General features: G+C 55.0%; 18 protein-coding genes and 1 pseudogene. 2 read left to right on the forward strand and 17 right to left on the reverse strand.

Annotated features, from left to right (window positions below):
* Nucleotides 1–53 precede the first annotated feature (53 nt).
* From K5621_RS13200 to K5621_RS20100, 3 genes and pseudogenes are all read right to left on the reverse strand, one after another.
* A complete protein-coding gene (locus K5621_RS13200; protein ID WP_208186006.1) occupies nt 54–440 on the reverse strand; it encodes a hypothetical protein in 387 nt (128 codons plus the stop codon).
* A 240-nt stretch (nt 441–680) separates the two neighbouring features.
* Complete coding sequence (locus tag K5621_RS13205; protein ID WP_342370170.1) at nt 681–2885, reverse strand: heavy metal translocating P-type ATPase; 2205 nt, start codon at nt 2883–2885, stop codon at nt 681–683.
* A 198-nt stretch (nt 2886–3083) separates the two neighbouring features.
* Nucleotides 3084–3725: pseudogene (locus tag K5621_RS20100) on the reverse strand (heavy-metal-associated domain-containing protein); the annotation flags it as partial.
* Nucleotides 3726–3915: 190 nt separating this feature from the next.
* Here K5621_RS20100 and K5621_RS13210 point away from each other — a divergent pair.
* Complete coding sequence (locus K5621_RS13210) at nt 3916–4314, forward strand: MerR family DNA-binding protein (protein WP_221049461.1); 399 nt, start codon at nt 3916–3918, stop codon at nt 4312–4314.
* Nucleotides 4315–4317: 3 nt separating this feature from the next.
* Here the strand turns inward: K5621_RS13210 and K5621_RS13215 are convergent, their stop codons facing one another.
* From K5621_RS13215 to K5621_RS13265, 12 genes are all read right to left on the reverse strand, one after another.
* Complete coding sequence (locus K5621_RS13215; protein ID WP_221051194.1) at nt 4318–6345, reverse strand: S9 family peptidase; 2028 nt, start codon at nt 6343–6345, stop codon at nt 4318–4320.
* A gap of 109 nt (nt 6346–6454) precedes the next feature.
* Nucleotides 6455–6676 carry a hypothetical protein gene (locus K5621_RS20025; protein ID WP_100145379.1) on the reverse strand — a complete coding sequence of 74 codons (222 nt, stop codon included), beginning with the start codon at nt 6674–6676 and terminating at the stop codon, nt 6455–6457.
* Nucleotides 6677–6829: 153 nt separating this feature from the next.
* A complete protein-coding gene (locus K5621_RS13220) occupies nt 6830–7723 on the reverse strand; it encodes a hypothetical protein (protein ID WP_221049462.1) in 894 nt (297 codons plus the stop codon).
* Between the two features lie 162 nt (nt 7724–7885).
* Nucleotides 7886–8641, reverse strand: a complete 756-nt coding sequence (locus K5621_RS13225; protein ID WP_039032781.1) for an SDR family oxidoreductase — start codon at nt 8639–8641, stop codon at nt 7886–7888.
* A 10-nt stretch (nt 8642–8651) separates the two neighbouring features.
* A complete protein-coding gene (mmsB, locus tag K5621_RS13230; RefSeq protein WP_221049463.1) occupies nt 8652–9551 on the reverse strand; it encodes a 3-hydroxyisobutyrate dehydrogenase in 900 nt (299 codons plus the stop codon).
* Between the two features lie 41 nt (nt 9552–9592).
* Nucleotides 9593–10705, reverse strand: coding sequence for an enoyl-CoA hydratase/isomerase family protein (locus K5621_RS13235; protein WP_221049464.1), 1113 nt, complete (start codon nt 10703–10705; stop codon nt 9593–9595).
* Nucleotides 10706–10717: 12 nt separating this feature from the next.
* Nucleotides 10718–11491: an enoyl-CoA hydratase gene (locus K5621_RS13240; protein WP_039032778.1), complete on the reverse strand. Its 774-nt coding sequence runs from the start codon at nt 11489–11491 to the stop codon at nt 10718–10720.
* 37 nt (nt 11492–11528) lie between these two features.
* Nucleotides 11529–12686 carry an acyl-CoA dehydrogenase family protein gene (locus K5621_RS13245; RefSeq protein WP_025009787.1) on the reverse strand — a complete coding sequence of 386 codons (1158 nt, stop codon included), beginning with the start codon at nt 12684–12686 and terminating at the stop codon, nt 11529–11531.
* Between the two features lie 123 nt (nt 12687–12809).
* On the reverse strand, nt 12810–14303 hold the full coding sequence (locus K5621_RS13250) for a CoA-acylating methylmalonate-semialdehyde dehydrogenase (RefSeq protein WP_025009786.1): 1494 nt from the start codon (nt 14301–14303) through the stop codon (nt 12810–12812).
* A 125-nt stretch (nt 14304–14428) separates the two neighbouring features.
* Entirely contained in the window at nt 14429–15610 is a 1182-nt protein-coding gene (locus K5621_RS13255; RefSeq protein ID WP_093982682.1) for a thiolase family protein, read from the reverse strand.
* A gap of 375 nt (nt 15611–15985) precedes the next feature.
* A complete protein-coding gene (gene metA / locus K5621_RS13260) occupies nt 15986–16930 on the reverse strand; it encodes a homoserine O-acetyltransferase MetA (protein WP_093982681.1) in 945 nt (314 codons plus the stop codon).
* Nucleotides 16931–16981: 51 nt separating this feature from the next.
* The gene (locus K5621_RS13265; RefSeq protein WP_425332447.1) at nt 16982–17395 is read right to left on the reverse strand and encodes a YbaY family lipoprotein; all 414 of its coding nucleotides are present in this window, start codon (nt 17393–17395) and stop codon (nt 16982–16984) included.
* 117 nt (nt 17396–17512) lie between these two features.
* Here K5621_RS13265 and K5621_RS13270 point away from each other — a divergent pair, with 117 nt between their 5' ends.
* Entirely contained in the window at nt 17513–18259 is a 747-nt protein-coding gene (locus tag K5621_RS13270) for an SDR family NAD(P)-dependent oxidoreductase (protein WP_100145367.1), read from the forward strand.
* 103 nt (nt 18260–18362) lie between these two features.
* Here K5621_RS13270 and ompW read toward each other — a convergent pair whose 3' ends face one another.
* Nucleotides 18363–19010 carry an outer membrane protein OmpW gene (gene ompW, locus K5621_RS13275; protein ID WP_039032772.1) on the reverse strand — a complete coding sequence of 216 codons (648 nt, stop codon included), beginning with the start codon at nt 19008–19010 and terminating at the stop codon, nt 18363–18365.
* A gap of 481 nt (nt 19011–19491) precedes the next feature.
* The gene (locus K5621_RS13280; protein WP_245003080.1) at nt 19492–20082 is read right to left on the reverse strand and encodes a nucleotidyltransferase family protein; all 591 of its coding nucleotides are present in this window, start codon (nt 20080–20082) and stop codon (nt 19492–19494) included.
* Between the last annotated feature and the right edge of the window lie 22 nt (nt 20083–20104).

Genomic DNA, 20104 nt, shown 5'->3' on the forward strand with positions numbered 1-20104 from the left:
AAGCAGTGCAACCAGCTGTTTATAAAAGACTTTAAAAATCTTCTGCAAGCAGATTAAAAATCCAGATCGCGGCCACACACCAAGGTAGTTTCCGCCTTGTTTGTTGCAAAAGTGCTGTAACAGCCAAGTTCAGTGCGCAAAATATCTGCCGGCAAGGCATATCCCGGCTCACCATTGATAGTGATGCTCTCGCTGTCCTCGGTGTAATCCGTGCTCAGCGTGGTACCATCGGCCAACTGCCAGCGACTGAGAAATGAGTGCACATTGGCACAAACCGTGATTTCACACTCCAGGGTCTTTGGGCTGTCACCCTTGATCACTATGCACTCAGTGGTTTTCTCGCCGCAGCCCGCCTGAGCAGGCACAGAGATGGCGCTGAGCAGCAAGACACCGCCTAGCAGACTCAGCTTAGCTGCCGCGGTTAATTTTCTGGATTGCATTTTCCTACTCCTTTCCCATTCCTTTTCTTATTCCTTTTCTTATTCCCCGTTGCCCTTGCTGTGACTCGCTCGGCCAGCGATATCCAGCCCCAAACTTATATTGACCACAGGCTGCGTTTTTCGGCAGGCATTGGTGCTGAGCAAAGGCAAAACCCTTATTTAAACAGGAAAAACAAGGCGATAAAACAAGAAAACAATAAAAAGCCGGGGCAATTCCCCCGGCTCGAACGCTGAAAAAGCTTAATCTAAAGACTGACGCCGCAAGCGGTTGGCGTTGGTCACCACAGTCAATGAAGACAGCGCCATTGCAGCACCGGCCACCACAGGGCTCAGCAAGATCCCTGTCAGCGGGTACAGCACCCCGGCTGCAATCGGGATCCCCAGAGTGTTGTAGATAAAGGCACCGAACAGGTTCTGCTTGATGTTGCCAAGCGTCGCCCGCGACAGGGCAAATGCCCCGGCCAAGCTGCCCAGCCTTGGGTTAAGCAAAGTCAGGTCGGCGCTCTCTATGGCAATCTCTGTGCCCGAGCCCATGGCAATGCCGACATCGGCGGCCATCAGCGCCGGGGCGTCATTGATCCCATCACCGACCATGGCCACCACTTCACCCTGCGCTTGAAACTTATTGACCCAGGATTGCTTTTCATCCGGTAACACCCCGGCGATGACTTCCTCTATCCCCACCTGACGCGCCACGGCTTCGGCTGTGGCCTGGTTATCACCACTGAGCAATACCAAGCGCTTACCCTGGGCCTTGAGCGCGGCCATGGCTTCCTTGGCATCGGCTTTGATTGGGTCACTGATCCCCACCAACGCCAGCAGTTGATTATCTCGGGCCACCAGCACCTGGGTGTGTCCAAGCGCCGCCCCCTGCTCCAGCCTTGCCTGATGCGCCTCGGTCAGCCTAATGCCCAGTGCGTCCATTAGCTTGCTGTTGCCGACCGCCCACTGCCGGCCTTCAAACTGCCCCAGCAGACCTTGCCCCTGGCGATAGTCAAACCCCTGCGGCTCACTCAGCACAACCTCTTTGGCTTTGGCGGCATCCAGCAGCGCCGCCGCCAAGGGGTGACCCGAGTGTTGCTCAAGGCTCGCCACGGCGCGCAGCAGCTCGCGCTCATCAAAGGCATCATCGAAAATATCTACCTGGGTGACGGCGGGCTTACCTTCTGTGATGGTGCCGGTCTTATCCAGCACCACACAGCTAACCTTGCTGGCGGTTTGCAGCGCCTCACCGTTTTTCACCAATACCCCCATGGAAGCGGCGCGGCCGACAGATACCATGATGGACATAGGCGTCGCCAGCCCCAAGGCGCAGGGACAGGCGATGATCAGCACACTGGTCAGCACCACCAGCGCATGAGACAGCGCAGGCTCTGGGCCGGCAAAATACCAGATGATGGCCGCCAGCAGCGCAATCACCACCACCACAGGCACAAACACGGCGGCTATCTTGTCTGTCAGTCGCCCTATGGGCATCTTGGAGGTCTGGGCCTCCTGAACCAGGGCAATAATCTTCGCCAGGCGGGTATCGGCAGGCCCGGCAGTAACTTGGTAAATAAGGCTGCCGTTTCCATTGACTGTGCCGGCGCTCAGACTGTCGCCCACCGATTTAGCCACGGGAATGGGTTCGCCGGTGAGCATGGACTCATCGAGCAGCGAATTGCCTGAAAGCACTTCACCATCGAGCGCCACTCTGTCACCCGGGCGCAGTCTCAGCTTGTCGCCCACCACCAGCGTTGCTATGGCCACGGTTTCATCGCCGTTTTCGGTGATCTTGATGGCCGTATTGCTCTGCAGGCCAATAAGCTTCTGCACCGCTTCACTGGTCTTGCCGCGGGCTCTCAGCTCCAATGCGTGCCCAAGGTTAATCAAGCCGAGGATCATCACACTGGCTTCAAAGTACACATGACGGGTGCCGTCGGGGAAAAAGCCGGGAATAAGCACCACCAGCATGGAGTAAAGCCAGGCCGTGCCCGTACCCAAGGCGATCAACGTATCCATATTGGCACTCTTGGCCTTGAGTGAGCGCCACATACCACTGAAAAAATGCCCCCCGGTGGTGACCAGCAGCAACAAGGTCAGCAGCCCCATGGCGCCCCAGATAAGTTGGCTTTGGCTATCGTGGATCATCATGTCACCACCGGCCAGGCCCCAGATCATCAAGGGGATCCCCAGCCCAAGACCGGCAATGGCCTGTCTGATCCGAGTGCGATATTCCCTGGCATCATGCTCGGCCTTGTCGGCCATGGCACTGGCGGCATCCGTTATCGGCTCGGCGCGATACCCGGCCGAGAGCAGCAGCGCAACGGCTTCAGCCACTGGCAAACCTGCGGCTACGCTCACCTGCTTATCGGCCAAGTTGACTCTGGCCTCGACCTCTTTGGCGGCAAAGGCTTTTTCTATCTTGGCCACGCAGCTGGCGCAGCTCATATCCGGCACAAACAGTAGTGTGGGGTTGGCAGGGTGAGCCGTGGCGGCCTTCTGCTTGACGGCTTTATCGGCATGCTTGCCAGTTTCAGCTTCAGTTGTAGTTGCGGCCACTGCCGATTTCGAAGCGTCAGCCTGAGCTTCTGTCTCAGTCTCGGTATCAGTATCAGTCTCGGCATGCTCATCGCGCCAAGGCTCGGCAGTAAACCCAGCGGCCTTTAACAGCTCGGTCAACTCGGCGGCGGTTTTATGGCTTTTCAGTGCAAGCCGTTTCTGGTTCAGATTGACCGTCACTTCGGCTTCATCGCTGAGCGCCTTACGAATACTGGCCTCACAATGGCCACAGGTCATATCGCCAACATAAAAGCGGAAGTTTTCCGGCTCACTTGTATTGCCAGCTTCCAGCGTTTGCGGGGTAAAGCCTGCGCCGGTTATCAATTCGGCCAGTTCTGCCGCGCTCTTGTGACTTTTCACCCGTAGCTGTTTGTCTTTAAGGTCGACGTCTACCTCAAGCTCATCAGCCAGCGCCTTGCGAAGCTTACTCTCACAGTGGCCGCAATTCATATCGGCAACATGGAAACTAAAGCTGCCAGGGGCTTCAGGGCTGGGCTCTTGCGCGCTGTCACCGGCGCCGGGAGCGGCAATCTCGGCCTGCTCGGCGTCATAACCTGCGTCTTTCAGCCTCGCCAGCGCCGCGGCGGGGGTAAGCTCAGCGCCCGGGGCGAATGTCAGCGTCAACGACTTATCTGCCACCTCGGTAGCGGCTTCTACGCCGGTATCATCGGCGAACAGGGCCTTTATCTTGCGGGCGCAGCCGCCGCACTTCATATTCGCTATGGTGAATTGTATCTGGTCCATTGGAAACTCCCATCTGTGCCCCTCGCAAGCGAGGCTGGCTCAACACTGAGATAAAGGTTAAAGTCTCCCGTAACGGGAGAGTCAAGTCCGGATAATTATCCATAAGCGAAAAGGTGCTCTGACTCTCAACAATGCGCTTGCGACGCGACAAAATAGCCCACAAAAGTCCCAACAGGGCAGGAGTTCAGCGATGAAAATAGGCGAAGTGGCCAAGGCAACGGGTCTGAGTATCAAGAGTATCCGCTATTACCATGACATAGGCTTGGTTGAGGCCCACAGAGGCGCCAATGGGTATCGAGTGTACCGGGCGGCTGAAATCGAGGCGCTCAAGTTTTTGCAGCACTGCCGCGAGCTGGGCTTTACCTTGGATGAATGCCGGGATCTGTTGCAACTGAAACACAATCCCAAACGCTGCGCCGAGGATGTCAAACGTCTGGCCAATGGGCACTTGCAGGCGTTGGAAGACAAGATGGCCAGACTGGCCTCGCTGCATGCCCAACTGAGCGAGCTGGTATCCCAGTGCCGCGGCGGCAACCAGTCTGAATGCGCCATCATAAATGGCCTTTCGAGTGAGGCCCCAAAGGTCTGAGGATCAAGACTCAGGCGCTTGGGCTTGCAGTCTGGCTCGCGCCAGTGCTTCGGCATTATCCAGCGCCAACGTTGGCAACATGCCCGCCGGGGTGAAGTCAAACACCATGCCGTAAAACACCAGCTCTGACTCCAGCGCCAGTATCTTGTTGTGGGGTTGGCGAAAGCCGTGCCCCTCTCCCTCCAGACCGATAAACGCCGTGGGCACGCCCTTGTCTTTCAGCGCCTTATAGATATGTTGCGACTGATTCGGTGGCACCACCTTATCTTCGAGCCCTTGCAACAGCAGCAAGGGTTCATTGAATCCCTGCAGATGATACAGGGGCGAGCGTTCACGATATACAGCCTTCATTTTGGGGTAAGGGCCTATCAGTTGATCTAGGTATCTTGACTCAAACTTATGGGTTTCCTTGCCCAGCACCTCGATATCACTGATCCCGAAATAGCTCACCCCGGCCTTAAACTTATCATGGAAGGCTAAGGCCGAGAGCACGCTCAAGCCACCGGCACTGCCGCCGCGTATCGCCAGTTTGTCAGCACTGACCCAGCCTTGGTCAACTAAAAACCCGGCGGCCCAGACAGCATCCTCGACATCGGCCTTACCCCAGTTGCCATAGAGACTCTGGCGATATTGGCGACCAAAGCCGGTACTGCCGCGGTAATTGAGCTCAAACACGGCAAAGCCGCGACTGGTCCAATACTGAATGGCGCTATTGTAAGCGCGGTTGGCCTTGGCGGTCGGGCCTCCGTGCAACATCATTAAAAGAGGTGGCCGGGTGTCCGGCAGAGGTTGGTAGTCACCATTTACCGGCGGATAAAAATAGCCGTGAGCCTTGTCTCCCCCCTTGGTGGTGAACTCCACATTGATGGCGCGGGAGATGTATCTGGGATCCAGACCACAAATTTTAGGAGCATACACAAGTTCTGTGCCGCGGCCGGAAACCTTATAGATGCCGCGCTCGGGTGTTGGCCTACTGCCAACAAAATAAACCCCGTCGGCCCCCTGCACCACCTGTTTGATATCGGCAAAGTCGGCAGCCAGCACTTCAATGACGCCGGTCTGCAGATCCAGTCGCAACAATCCGGCATCGCCTTCCTTGTTGAAGCTGGCTATCAGGGTGTTTTCATTCTCAAAGGCGTAAGCGTGCTGCCCCAACTTCCAGGCAGGGCCGCCGATTTCAGCCTTGAGTTGGGTAACCTGTTCGATATCGCCTTTGGCATCAAGCCGATAAAGGTTCCACCAGTTGTCATAGTCGGCAATAAAGTAAAGCACGCCGTTTGGGCTGAACAGGGGTTGCATCAGCGCGCCCTTATGCTCAGGGGCGATTTGGCGAATATTGGTCAACTGCCCCTTGCGGTTAAGATCCCCAAGCCACAACCGGGTATTATCCCAAGGCATGTTGGGATGTTCCCAGGTGATCCAGGCAAGCTGTGTATTGTCGGCATTGATTGCCGGAGAACTGATAAAGTCGTGTCCATCGACAAAGATATCCCCTTCACCGGAGAAATTCAGGTTAATGGTCACTAAACTAGCCTTGGGCTCTCCCGGTTGACGATGATCTTCCCGGACACAGATAATCCGTGAGCCCTTGGGATAAGAGATACAGTCGCCATGGCGGGTGCCATTGGGCGTCAGTGCCAGCGCCTCTTGATTGGGCGCTATCCGGTAAAACAGCTGATCCTGCCCCTTGGTGACAAACAGACTCTGGCCTATGCCGAGAAAGTCGCCACCGCCATATTCATGAACGCGGCTGCCGATACCAAAGGCCGGCGCTACCACACTGGTAATGCTGCCGTCTTTTTCGAGACGCTTGATCCCCACCTTGCCGCCTTCGGCCGGGCTGGATTCCGAGAAGTAAATCGCATCACCGACACTCTGCAGCTCGCCTATTACCGAGGCGCTGCCGTAGACTTCGGCGGCCCCCAAAGGAGAGACCCAACTGCCATAAGCGGCGCTAATCCTCTGCTCATTATCGGCAGGCGCTTGTTGCTCCTGCGCAGGCTGACCACATCCCAGCAGCACTGAAGCCATCAGCGCTGCGGCCAGAATTTGCTTTCCGGGATTGAAAATCATGGTTTCGTTTCCCCCAACACCCGCCCACTGGGCAGGTTGAAACTACTACAACTTAAGTCTTGTATTGTTATTTAAATTTGGCGCAGAACCACTGCAAAACCCTGTACTGCTGCATACTGGATAATCCAAAAAAGATGCAGATCCAAGGTGAAAGCAAATAGTACCAGGTGATGGGTTCAGTGGAACGACCGCTGAGAAGCAGGTAAAAGAATCCAAAGTAAATTACCGTGACACCCACGACTCCCACCAACAAAAGCAGGCGCTTGATTTGTTTCTCCAGCCAGTGCATGGGTGAGTGTTTATACCTCTGGTGCTTTTACCTTTTAGTAGGGGGATTGTTCAATCCAGGACAAGAATTGTCAACGTCTGTGATACAAAGCGGACAAGTATCTGACACCCTGGATTGCAGAATGATAACTTTTGAGAGACTTAGACGCGCGGCTCAACCGGCGTTTTTGGGCAAATACCGCCCGGCGTCCCTGGACCAACGAAAGTCCACTTTGCTGCCATTGTCGACATTTTTCAGGCGCAGGTCATAGTATCCCTGATGTTGACGTCCAAGAAGCTGCAATAAATTTTTGCCTTCATCAATAACCCGGGCGCGGACGCCGGTTTCATCCCGCTCTCCGGCCAGATCTTTATAGAAATACATGGGTTCAGAGAGGATATTCACCAGCTTATCGCCATCGATTACATAGAGCTGCAGCGCTTCATAGAAGGCGCCGCCACCGGAAAAGCCTTCACTGAAACCAACTCGGATCCCTATGGCGGTTAACTGGTCACTAACCTTGTAGGGTGCCAGATCCAGCTTTTTGACCGATTGAGGTACTGTATCAGAACCGCCATCCACTGTGCTCTCCAGATTGGAGTAGTTCCAGTTGACCGGGGTATTGAGTGGGCCATCGTGGGTAGCAACAGCTTGGAAGCTCCCCTGGTCCAGCTTAAATACGCCAAAGTAAAAATCATGGGTCTGACGCTCGGCAAAGTTCTCACTGCATAGATCGCTGCCATCTGTATATTTAAGATCCGATCCTTCGGCAACCACGCAGGCATAGCCCAGATACAGGCCCTGGTTACCCCAAGGTTTGGCGCCTATGCTTGCCAGCAAGTCCGGGGAACGTCCCGGCGCCAACCAATCGAGCAACGTCTTGGGCGCAACGCCCTCTGGCAAGCTCTGGCCGTCTTTGGCGAGCAGTTTTCCTTCCATCTGCTCGGCATAAATCTGCCGCCCTTCCTCGTGACGTATGGCAGCTTTGGCTTCACTGGGGTGAACTGTCTGAGTAGTGTGTAAGGTTTGGCTGGCGTTGGTTTGGCTAGCATTGGCTTGTGAGCTCACAAGAGCACAGGAGAGCGAAGCTGTCAGCACTAGCGAGGTTGACAACAATAGAGGGTTAAAGGAAACCTGCCTGGTGGAAGAAAACATCATCCCTGTCCTTGTTTGAAACGCGGTAAAGAACAGGGATGATATCTATTTTGGCCTTGATCTCAAAGCATTGAATTACAGGCGGATACCGCCGTCAATTTCAAATACCCGGCCATTGACATAGTCGTTTTCAATGATGAATTTAACTGTCGAGGCGATTTCAGCGGCATCACCCAGACGGCCGACCGGTACCATTTTCTCCAGGCGCTCCAGCGCTTCCGGTTTCATGGCGGCGGTCATTTCGGTGGCGATAACCCCGGGTGCAACAGCAGCGGCCCGGATCTTGTAGCGCGCCAGCTCTTTGGCCCAGCCCACCGCCATGGCAGCGACACCTGCCTTGGAGGCGGCATAGTTGCTCTGCCCCACATTGCCGGCCCGAGCCAGGCTGGAGATATTGATAATCACCCCTTCCTGACCAGAGCTTATCATGGCAGCGGCGGCTTCTCGGCCACAGAGGAAACTGCCGCTCAGGTTTACATTGATGACCGACTGGAACTGCTCCAGCGACATACGGTCTGTCACCTGGCCCTCTTTGGCTTTAATCAACATGCCGTCACGCAAAATACCCGCGTTGTTTACCAGCACATTGAGCTGACCAAAATCTTCCAGAATGTACTGAAAGGTTGCCATCACATCTTCTTCATCCGTGATGTCCACCGCATAACCCTGCACTTCGGTCTCGCCCAGCAGAGCACAGGCTTGCTCCAGACGGTCCTGATCCACATCGATCAGCGCCAGACGGGCACCGGCAGCGGCCAGCTCCTGCGCCATTGCCAGACCCAGTCCACCGGCTCCACCTGTGATGGCGACTACCTTACCTTTTACATCCATTGGGTTATCCTTATTTCTCTTGCTTGAATTGTTCAAAAATACTGGAAAAATCGCGACGACCATTGCCCTTACGGGCATGATTGACATAGAGGCTGCGCGCCAGTGCGCCCATGGGGGTGCTCGACTGGCTGGACAGCGCTGCTTCCTGGGACAAGCCGAGGTCCTTAACCATAAGATCCACCATAAACCCGCCCTGATAGTCATTGGACGATGGCACGCTTGGCATCACCCCGGGACAGGGGTTGTATTTCTCCAAGGCCCAGTTGCCGCCGCTCGAAACTTTCATGATATCTGACAGCACCTTGGGATCCAAACCATTATCTATCCCCAGACTCAGTGCCTCGCTGGTACCCACCATCAAGACAGACAACAGCATGTTGTTGCAGATTTTGGCAACCTGACCGGCTCCGGCACTGCCTGCATGGAAAATATTGGCGCCCATGCACTCGAGAACGGGTTTGGCCTTGGCAAAACCTGCGTCGCTGCCGCCGCAGATAAAGGTCAGCGTACCGGCCGCGGCCCCGGCGGTGCCACCGGAAACCGGCGCATCAACAAACTCAAGCCCTTTGGCGGCCGCCCCAGCCGCCACTGCGCGGGCACTGTCGGCATCTATGGTCGATGAATCGATAAGCAAGGTCCCCTCGGCCACAACATCCAGCAGCCCTTGCTGCTGCTCGCTGCCAAGGTACAGGCTACGCACATGCTTGCCGGCCGGCAACATGGTTACCACCACATCGGCACCCGCCGCTGCGCCACAGGCGCTCTGGGCAGTTATAGCCCCCTGCTCTGCCAGACTCTGCATCGCCGCCGGCACCAGATCGAATACCCGAACAGTCATCCCGGCCTTGATCAGGTTGACCGCCATCGGCCCACCCATGTTGCCCAAACCAATAAAAGCCACTGTTGTCATCTGTTTGCTCTCCCTGTTGGAATCTTGTTTACCGATATCTGTTACAGATCGGCCAATGGGTGTTCATGTTCAAATGGCGACTCAAGCAAGGCAGATACCGCTTCTTGCGGTGCTATCTTGCCCTTGCCGTAACGCCAGTTGGGATTACGGTCCTTGTCGATAAGCAGCGCCCTGACACCCTCACAAAAATCACCTATGGCGCAGCAGTTGAGGCTGAGACCCAGCTCGAAGCGGAAACAATCCGCCAGGCTCATATCGGTCCCAAGCCTTGACTGCTCGTAGGCCAGCGCCCAGCTCAGCGGGCTACCGCTCAGCATGGTGTCACGGGCACGCTGCAACCAGCCCTCTTGGGTTTCCAAGGTCTGCATCTTGGCGAGAATTTCGCCCATATCTCCGGTCATCAGCTCATCTATCTGAGCCTGATGGCCCTTCAAGCGGCTGCTGCCGGGACGCTCTTCACTCTGAGTTTCCAGTTCATTGAGCAGATCATGCAGCTTCTGCTGGTTGAGACTGGTGTTATTGCCCCAGTTAACCGTCGCCATGGCATCGAGCATGCGCTCTTTATCCGTTGAGGCCAGAAAATGATTGCCAATGCCGGTATAACGGGCATCGGCCGCATTCATGTTGTAGGCGGTCAGGCCGAGAAACAGCCCTGTCTTGCCCGGCATGCGGCCGAGAAAATAGCTGCCGCCGACATCCGGGTAAAGGCCTATGGTGACCTCAGGCATGGCGATGCGCGAGCGCTCGGTCAATACCCTGTGGCTGGCACCTATCATCAGCCCAAGACCACCACCCATCACAATGCCGTCACCCCAAACCAATACAGGCTTACCGAAGGTATGCAGCTGAAAGTCGAGCCGATACTCCTCTTCGAAAAACACCCGGGCTTCCTGGGTGTAACTGCCAGGATTGGCCTGCTGCGCCTGATACAGCGCCCGCACATCACCACCGGCGCAAAAGGCCTTGTCGCCGCTGCCGTCGAGGATCACGCAGGCAATCTGTTCATCCTGTTTCCAAGCAGCCAACTGCTTAGCCAGCAAACGCACCATATTGAGATTCAGTGCATTGAGTGCTTTTTCCACATTAAGTGTCGCCACACCAATCAACTTGCCGCTGGCGGTTCCCAGGGTCTGAAATACCACTTCATGACTCATATCAGCGCCTCCTTATGCGTTTTTCCAGTTGGCTGCGCGCTTCTCCAGGAAGGCATTGACCCCTTCTTTCTGATCTTGGGTGTCAAACAGAGCCACAAACAGCTCACGCTCCAGCGGCAGCGCCTGAGCTCTTGGCATATTACGTCCAGCCTGGATCAACTGCTTGCAAACGGTCACGCTCGATGGGCTCTGCTTGGCGGCCTTGGTCGCCAGCGCAATGGCGGCGCTCAGGGCCTCGCCCTTACCAACTACCTCTTCGACCAGGCCAATCTCACGGGCCTTGGCGGCATCGATTCGCTCACCGCAAAGGATCATCCGCTTGGCCCAGCCCTCACCGACCAGAGCGGTCAGATTCTGGGTGCCGCCGGCACAAGGCAGCAGGCCAACTGTGGCCTCGGGTAATGCCAGCTGCGCCTGCTCTTCGGCGATACGGATATCACAGGCCAGTGCCACTTCCAAACCGCCGCCCATGGCATAGCCGTTAATGGCGGCAATAGACACACCACGAAAGGCGCTCAGGGTTTCAAATGCTTCGCCAAAACAGCGTGCCATGGTGGCGGCATTGCCTTTATCACCATCGGCAAACAACTTGAGATCGGCGCCGGCCGAGAAGAATTTCTCCCCTTCCCCTGTCAGTACCAAGGCATAGATATCGGGATCATTGTTGAGCTCTTCCACCTTGAGACGCAGTTCATTGAGGCTCTCGGCTGTCCAGGTGTTGGCCGGTGGATTGTTGATGGTCAGAACAGCCGTGTGGCCTTCGATATGCTCAATCAAAAAAGACATGAATGACTCCTTGCAATTCGGTTAAATGGGTTTGGCCTTAGAGGATCTCGCCGGCATGCTCATCCAGCAGGCGGCGGGCGATGATAAGGCGCATAATCTCATTGGTTCCTTCCAGGATCTGGTGTACCCGTACATCACGGAAATGTCGCTCCAGCGGGTATTCGCGGATGTAGCCGTAACCACCGTGAATTTGCAGCGCGCTGTCACACACGGCAAACCCTATATCTGTGGCAAAACGCTTGGCCATGGCGCAATAAGCCGTGGCTTCGGGATCGCCGCTGTCCAGCTTAAATGCCGCCAGACGCACCATCTGCCGCGCGGCGACCAGTTCTGTGGCCATGTCGGCCAGCTTGAACTGCAGCGCCTGGAAGGCGGCCAGTGGTTTGCCGAACTGCTTGCGCTCATGCATATATTCGGTGGCGCGCTCAAGTGCAGCCTGAGCGGTACCCACAGAGCAGGTGGCGATATTGATACGGCCGCCATCCAGGCCCTTCATGGCGAAGGTAAAGCCCTGGCCTTCCTCACCCAACAGATGATTGACCGGCACCCGCACGTTTTCAAAAGTAATGAGTCTGGTTGGCTGGGCGTTCCAGCCCATCTTGTCCTCGGCCTTGCCGTAGATAACGCCCTTGGCATCAGCCGGGATGGCAATGGCCGAAATGCCCTTGGGGCCGGCCTCACCGGTGCGGCACATCACCACCAAAAGCTCGGTGGCGCCGGCGCCCGAGATAAACATCTTGGAGCCGTTAATCACATACTCATCGCCGTCACGCTCGGCGCGGGTAGCAAGTGAAGCGGCGTCACTGCCTGAACCAGGCTCGGTCAGGCAGTAAGAAGCCAGCTTACTGCCTGTGGTCAGCGCTTCAGACCACTCGGCCCGCAGACTTTGCTGGCCCCAGGTCGTCACCATCCAGGTAGCCATGTTGTGAATGGTCAGCATGGCTGTGGTGGCCGTGCAGCCCTTGGCCAGCTCTTCAAAAATAATCGAGGCATCCAGACGCGACAGGCCCATGCCGCCTTCAGACTCGGGAGAATAGAGTGAACAGAATCCCAGCTCCCCGGCTCTTTGGATCACGTCTTTGGGAAAGTGATGCTCCTCATCCCATTTGGCGGCAAATGGGGCCAGTTCATCGGCGGCAAACTGACGGGCCAGCTCGGCGAATTGGCGCTGATCTTCGTTGAGATTGAAATCCATGCTTGACTCCTGTGCGCAGATCTCTGCGTCTTGCGGTGATCCGGTGATGCCGGATCTCTTGTTATTTACTGTTGCGATTAAAAAGGGGCACCGGCCATTGCCGGTGCCCTTGGGCTCACACTGTTACTTGAGTGCGATAGTCATGTTGGGACCAGAGGCGATATCAGACTCGAACCAACGGCTGGTGATGGTCTTGGTTTCTGTGTAGAAACGCACCGCCTGCTTGCCGTAAGCGTGCTGATCGCCGTAGAAGCTGCCCTTCCAACCCGTGAAAGAGAAAAATGGCAGCGGCACGGGAATGGGCACGTTGATACCCACCTGACCCACTTCAATTTCATGCTGATACTTACGCGCCGCGGCGCCGCTGGCGGTAAAGATAGAGGTGCCGTTGCCGTAAGGACTGGCGTTAACCAGCTCAATGGCATCTTCCAGCGACTCGGCTTCCATACAGCAGAGCACAGGGCCGAAGATCTCTTCCTTGTAGATGCTCATGTCCGTGGTTACCTTGTCGAACATGGTCGGGCCGACCCAGTTGCCTGACTCATAACCGGGTACAGTGCAGTCGGAACCATCGAGCAGACACTCGGCGCCTTCGGCCTTGCCCTCGGCGATAAGCTTGAGCACACGCTCTTTGGCGGCCGGGCTGATGAGTGGGCCGTAACCGGCTTCCTTGTCATCCCAAAGACCGGGACGCACCTTGGACAGGGCTTCTTTCAGCTCAGGGATCCACTCTTTGGCGGCGCCGACAAACACAGCGACCGACAGCGCCATACAGCGTTGACCGGCGGCGCCAACCGAGGCGCCCACCAAGTTATTGATCACTTGCTGCTTGTTGGCATCAGGCATGATCACGCAGTGGTTCTTGGCACCGGCAAAGGCCTGCACCCGCTTGAGGTTATCAGTGCCTGTCTTGTAGATGTACTGACCCACACCCACAGAGCCCACAAAGGAAATCGCCTTGATATCCGGGTGAGACAGCAGTACATCAACCGCCGTTTTATCACCATGAACCAGCTGCAGCACGCCCTTGGGAGCCCCGGCCTGTTCAAACAACTCCACCAGACGCTGCGGCGTCATTGGGTCCTGCTCGGACGGCTTGAGGACGAAGGTGTTGCCGCAGGCGATAGCCAGCGGGAACATCCACAGCGGGATCATCGCCGGGAAGTTGAATGGCGTAATCCCGGCGCAGACACCCAGCGGCTGAGTGTAGGAGTAGGTATCTATGCTGCGGGCCACGTTCTCAACCGTTTCACCCATCAGCAAGGAGGCGATGTTGCAGGCATGCTCGGCCACTTCAATGCCGCGCCAGACATCACCCTTGGCATCTTCAAAGGTTTTACCCGTTTCCTGGGCCAAAATGGTGGCCAGCTCGTCATGGTGTTCTTTCAAAAGGTGTTGATAGCGCAGCATAACCCGAGCACGTTCGGAAACGGCCACTTCCTTCCAGCTCTTGAAGGCTTCTTTGGCGCTGGCGATGGCGCGCTCAACTTCCGGCTGGGTCGCACAGTTGATAAAGGCGATGGTTTCATTATTGGCCGGATTGGTAACATTGATCTGCTTGCTGCCGGAACCGTTGACGAATTCGCCATCTATGTAGTGCTTGACTTGTGTGCTCATAAGAATTCCTTGTAGGTAGTGGGACGACGCACCTACAGCTCTTGTGGCTGCTTTTTGATGGCGCCGTGTCCTGTCTTGTTGATTGCTTTAATTTGTTGTCGGCCGCTGCCGCGGCCGACGGGATATCAGATCTCAATCGCCATGGCAGTGGCTTCACCACCACCTATGCACAGCGATGCCATACCACGCTTGAGGCCTCGGGCCTTGAGCGCATGAATGAGAGTCACCAGCAGACGGGCGCCGGAGCAACCTATCGGATGACCGAGCGCACAGGCACCGCCATTGACGTTGACCTTGGCGGCATCCAGTCCCAACTCGCTGATGGCCAACATGGTCACCATGGCGAAGGCTTCGTTGATTTCGAAAAGGTCGACCTCATCCTTGCTCCAGCCGGTCTGTGCCAAGAGTTTTTGCATAGCTCCCACGGGCGCCGTGGTAAACATGGCCGGCTCTTGGGAATGGGTAGCATGGCCCTTGATGGTGGCCATCACTGCCAGCCCCAGGTTTTCAGCCTGCTCACGGCTCATCAGCATCAAACTGGCGGCACCGTCGGAAATCGAACTGGAGTTGGCGGCGGTAATGGTGCCGTCTTTGGCAAAAGCGGGCCGTAGCGCCGGGATCTTGTCAGGGCGGGCATTGCCGGGCTGCTCATCGGTATCAATCAGAGTATCGCCGCGGCGGCTGCTTACGGTTACCGGGACTATCTCCGCCTTGAAGGCACCTGAGGCGATGGCCGCATTGGCTTTTTCCAGTGAGCTCAGGGCGAAGGCGTCCATGGCTTCACGGGTCAGGCCAAAATCGTCGGCAGTTTTCTGGGCGAAAGTTCCCATGGCGCCACCTGTGTAGGCATCTTCCAGCCCATCGAGGAACATATGATCCAGCACCTTACCATGGCCCATACGCATGCCGCCGCGAGCCTTATCCAGCAGATACGGCGCCTGACTCATGCTCTCCATACCACCGGCAATCACGATATTGGCACTGCCGGCCTTGATAAGATCGTGCGCCAGCATCACGGTTTTCATCCCCGAGCCGCACACCTTATTGACTGTGGTTGCGCCAACAGACTGGGGCAAACCTGCCCCCAAAACCGCCTGTCTGGCAGGGGCCTGACCGAGACCGGCCGGCAATACACATCCCATCAGCACTTCATCGACCTGTTCGCCCTTCACTCCTGTGGTTTCCATCAAGGCCTTGATGCTGGAAGCCGCCAGCTGAGGAGAAGGCACGGTGGAAAGACAGCCCTGAAAACCGCCCATGGCGGTTCGTTTGGCGGCGACGATAACAATATCCTGAGGACGACTCATTGTTGACTCCCTTGTTGGGCACCCAAACACCGGCCCAACAGCAGGCCGGCGGTGTAAGGTGCAGCAAATTTGCACTCTGTTGCTGCCACTTTGACGTTTACGCGAACGTAAGGCAAGTAATAATTAGTCTAATACGGACTCTGTTTATAGGTATTTTTGTCAGGGAGGATTTACAGCAGGATGACAGCGCGTGCCCTGAAAGAAAGCCAAAACACTGCGGCTTAGAAAAGGTTAGGGAAGGAAGTATCAGTTTGAGGAAGCATAAGCAGTAGAGGCCGACGCCATCTGGCTTGATATGAGCTAAGCCCTTTTGGACTTAGGCGACAGGAATCACAAGACTGCGACTCCCGCCAACAAAACATTTGGCGTTACGGCTCAGCCACTCTGTTCCCAGGGCGTAATAGCACTGAGATCCGATAAGTCATAAGGGGTCAACTGGTAGACATAATAGTTGAGCCAGTTGCTCACCAACAGACTACCGTGACTATACCAACGGGCAATCGCTTCCGCCTCTGGGTCATCGTTGCGGAAATAGTTTTGCGGGATCTTGGGCGCCAACCCGGCCGCTAGATCTCTTTGGTACTCATCTTTAAGGGTCGACTTGCGATACTCTGGATGCCCCATCACGAACAGGTTGCGATTGTCCTTACTGATCACCAGGTAGGCACCGGCTTGGTCTGACTCGGCCAGCACCGTCAGTTCGGGATGCGCCTTAAGCTCGTCCACATCCATTTGGGCATAACGGGAGTGCGGAGCATAAAACTCATCATCAAAGCCGCGCAGCAAGGGCACGTGGGCGCGAATACGCCTATGCTGATAAACCCCGGAGCATTTTTCAGCGAGGATCTTGCGCTCGAGTTGATACAGGTGATAAAAACCGGCGTGGGCCGCCCAGCAGAGAAACAGTACCGAGGTAACATGCTCCTGTGACCAATCGATAATCTCGCGGATATGATCCCAGTAGGTGACCTCCTCGAAATCCAGCTGTCCCAGGGGAGCGCCAGTGATGATCAGGCCGTCATAGTTGCGATGGCGTACATCTTCAAAGTCACGGTAAAAGGTATTGAGATGATCGCTCGGCGTATGTTTCGACTCTTTGTCGTGGATCCTGAGCAGGTCGATATCCACCTGCAACGGAGTATTGCCCAACAGCCGCAGCAACTGGGTTTCTGTCTCAATCTTGTTGGGCATCAGATTGAGGATCAACACCTTCATCGGCCGTATATCCTGCATCGCCGCCCGGCTCTCGGACATAACGAAGATATTCTCCGACTCAAGCACGCCGGCGGCTGGCAGGTTATCGGGTATTCTTACGGGCATAAAGCGCCTCTCCTGAACTTTCAGGGCAAGGCGCTTGGCTTGGTATACCTGTTAGCGCCCTACCTTTTGCACCATGACGGATACCGGCTCAACCTTGTCGATATTGACAGGATAGGCCTGGGTATTGATAAAGAGTAAGTCATCCTTGAGGGTGATCCTGGCACTGACACTGTAGCTGTGGCCACGCTGGAACTGATCCCGGGCAAGAATGAACTTAAAAGGCGTTGGACTGGTTACGCTGTCGCGCTGAATAACCGCCAGCACTTCTGCCGGAGCATCCGCCTTGGAAACGTCCTGAACCTGAACCGTCAATACGGCTTCCGGTGGCAGGGCAATGCGCTCGCGGTACCAGACATCGCCATCAATTTCGACTGTGGCATTCGGGGTCGCACAACCTGTGAGTGCCATCATTCCTGCTACAGCCGCCATCATTGGCATGCGCAGCCAGTTGCCTGTCATTTTCATTGCTAGCTCCTAATCATACACAAAGACTTCTGGATGTCTATACATCCAAGTTTAATCATTGAGAACCTGTGAGGATAATCCTATCATAGGACTCCATTTTTGAGTTCAAATATCCTTATGACACAAGCAACTGCGATTATTGTGGGCGCCAGCTCACTCCTCAGCCGTGAAATAGCCCGCCGCCTGGCCGACGAAGGCACTAAACTGGCATTGCTGGCACAGGATCCCGACTCATTGAAAGAGTTTGCCGCTACCCTGGCAACCGAGGCTCAGGTGTTTGGCCTGGACATAGATAAACCGCAAACCTTGATAGCCGAGCTGGAGCAAATTTGGCAACAGTTGGGGGGCGCACATCTGGTGTTGGTCAATACCGGACTCAACTCCTATCATCCGGATCTGCCCTGGCAGCTGGAAGATGAGATCATCAGTGTCAATGTCCGTGGCTTTGCCGCCGTTTGCAACACAGCTTTCAGGCTGTTTCGCGAGCAGGGATATGGCCAGCTTGCGGCTATCAACTCCATTGCCGGTCTTCGCGGTGGTCCAAGCGTAGCCTTTCATGCCTCCAAAGCCTTTGGGATGAACTATCTCGAAGGGCTGTCCATGCATGCCCAAAGGCTCAAGCTACCGATCACCATTACGGATATTCAGTTGGGGTTGCTGGATAAGGCCGCGTTACAACAAAGTAAGCTGTGGTTATCCCCAGTCAACGTAGTCGCCGGACAAATCATCCGCGCCCTGCAAAAAGGCAAGCGCCGGGTCTATGTCACCAAACGCTGGGCAACAGTTGCCTGGCTCACCAAACTGCTGCCCGAGTTTATCTATAACACCCGCCATTGGAAGGTGAAGAAACGCAAGGGACAATAGGGATAAAATAAACTTCTCATTGTTTTTCATAAAAAAGGCGCCGACGGCGCCTTTTTTTATGGTTGGGAGTTTGTTGGGTTTGGGAGCTTAGGTTTGAAAGAGATTAGAAGGTGTAACCTATGCTGACCATATAGACCCAAGGATCTATGTCAGTATCAACAACTTGTTCGGCACCGCCCATAGTGAATTTCACATCTGTACTGATCTTGGCATACCACACTGAAGCATTCACCAACCAGTTATCGTTGATCTGGTAATCCAGACCCGCTTGTGCGGCCCAGCCCCAGGAGTTGCTCAAACTCAGGTTGTCCAGACCCAGACCTTTAGCTTCATCGGTGAAGTCATTGTCAAAGAAGTTGGTGTAGTTAACACCGACACCCACATAAGGACGCAGCTTGGACTCGGCATTACCGAAGTAGTACTGGGCCACCAAGGTAGGCGGCAGATGCTTGGTTTCAGCAATCTTGCCAAGTGCACCCAGAGATACGTCATGGCTGAACGGGGTCGCGGCCAGCAGTTCGATACCAAAGTTATCTGTCAGCATATAGCCGAAGTTCAGACCCAACTGAGTGTTATTGTCCACGCCAAAAGAGGCGATATCGGCCACAACCGGGCTGGACTCGTCCGGGGCGACTACAACGGCACCGGCACGAACGATAAAGTCACCGGCCTTGTGGGCCAGTGCAGGGGCAGCAACAGTGGAAAAAAGGGCGGCGGCAATCAATCCTGATACGATATTTTTTTTCATCATCTCACTCCGTAGCGACAACACAGCGCTTTGTTTTTTATTACATCCATAACAACTGAGGCCACACTGCCAGATTTATTCGTTCACATGTTTGATCTACATCAAACGCTTTGAGTGATACCCAGATTTAGATAGCTCAAGCGCGAAATAGATCACACAATCTAAAGATTTATTGATATAGCACCTTTAAAATTAGTGAGCCGGTTCAAAACTCCACTAACCCCAAAGTGAAAGAAAAGTACATTTTTCAACCTACGCCACCAATAAGGCTTGCAACCAAAAATTAACAGATAGCAGCAGAGTGATATGCTACACACCGCCATTTAAACAGCTTTTTAAACTAACAATCGACAGCAATGAGACCTCTGACAATGCAGCCAATGGCAGCATCAAGAAAGTGGTTTATCTGCAAAGACTTAATCAGGAGAAGGGCTCAAATTGTGCAAACGATTAGTGGGGGCTTAATTAAAGGACGATTGAATCACTAGCTCTTAAGTAATGGGCTCTTAAGTAATGGATAGTCTGCCAACCAATTCTTGGCCTTGAGCCGACTCTCGAATACTCCGGGAGTGCTCTTGGGGTTAGGACTGAGTTTCAGCGCCAGTAAAGGGCCAAGTGGGAACAGATTGAGCAGTTGCAACTCCCCTGCCCTTAACCTGACAGCCAACGCCGTTTGCTGCTCTGGCCAGTAGCTCATGGCATCAGACACTGAAACATAGGGGTTATGATTGTTTTTAAGGTGCATCCTGGCTTGGTTTTTTACCGACCAAGGTAAGTCGAGCATGGTAGATAACCTGACCTCATAGGCCCTATCGGTGACTTCCGAGCAGTCGTTTGGCTCATAGTAGATCACATCAATATCGCTTAGTGCTGTTACTGTGCCGTGCAACTTGTCCCACACCAGGTTACGAACAAATCCCGCCGCCAGCCAGGCATCAATGGCCCCAAGGTTTGCAACACACTCAAGTGCTTGCATCCGCATCCTATCTTGCCTGAGCCAGTTTTTGATCAGCTCAACCGCCTCGGTTTCGCTAACCTGCTGCGGCTCTTTCGGCTCAAGCTTATCATTTGCCACTATAGCCCCCTTGAAAAACAAA

Source organism: Shewanella carassii (assembly GCF_019670705.1).
Classification (GTDB): domain Bacteria; phylum Pseudomonadota; class Gammaproteobacteria; order Enterobacterales; family Shewanellaceae; genus Shewanella; species Shewanella carassii.

Coding starts and splice junctions, on each gene's coding strand:
- mmsB (WP_221049463.1), bottom strand. CDS start 9,551: ATGACAACAGTGGCTTTTATTGGTTTGGGCAACATGGGTGGGCCGATG.
- K5621_RS20025 (WP_100145379.1), bottom strand. CDS start 6,676: ATGCACTGGCTGGAGAAACAAATCAAGCGCCTGCTTTTGTTGGTGGGA.
- K5621_RS13240 (WP_039032778.1), bottom strand. CDS start 11,491: ATGTCTTTTTTGATTGAGCATATCGAAGGCCACACGGCTGTTCTGACC.
- K5621_RS13235 (WP_221049464.1), bottom strand. CDS start 10,705: ATGAGTCATGAAGTGGTATTTCAGACCCTGGGAACCGCCAGCGGCAAG.
- K5621_RS13245 (WP_025009787.1), bottom strand. CDS start 12,686: ATGGATTTCAATCTCAACGAAGATCAGCGCCAATTCGCCGAGCTGGCC.
- K5621_RS13255 (WP_093982682.1), bottom strand. CDS start 15,610: ATGAGTCGTCCTCAGGATATTGTTATCGTCGCCGCCAAACGAACCGCC.
- K5621_RS13270 (WP_100145367.1), top strand. CDS start 17,513: ATGACACAAGCAACTGCGATTATTGTGGGCGCCAGCTCACTCCTCAGC.
- K5621_RS13215 (WP_221051194.1), bottom strand. CDS start 6,345: ATGGCTTCAGTGCTGCTGGGATGTGGTCAGCCTGCGCAGGAGCAACAA.
- metA (WP_093982681.1), bottom strand. CDS start 16,930: ATGCCCGTAAGAATACCCGATAACCTGCCAGCCGCCGGCGTGCTTGAG.
- ompW (WP_039032772.1), bottom strand. CDS start 19,010: ATGATGAAAAAAAATATCGTATCAGGATTGATTGCCGCCGCCCTTTTT.
- K5621_RS13250 (WP_025009786.1), bottom strand. CDS start 14,303: ATGAGCACACAAGTCAAGCACTACATAGATGGCGAATTCGTCAACGGT.
- K5621_RS13225 (WP_039032781.1), bottom strand. CDS start 8,641: ATGGATGTAAAAGGTAAGGTAGTCGCCATCACAGGTGGAGCCGGTGGA.
- K5621_RS13265 (WP_425332447.1), bottom strand. CDS start 17,395: ATGAAAATGACAGGCAACTGGCTGCGCATGCCAATGATGGCGGCTGTA.
- K5621_RS13200 (WP_208186006.1), bottom strand. CDS start 440: ATGCAATCCAGAAAATTAACCGCGGCAGCTAAGCTGAGTCTGCTAGGC.
- K5621_RS13210 (WP_221049461.1), top strand. CDS start 3,916: ATGAAAATAGGCGAAGTGGCCAAGGCAACGGGTCTGAGTATCAAGAGT.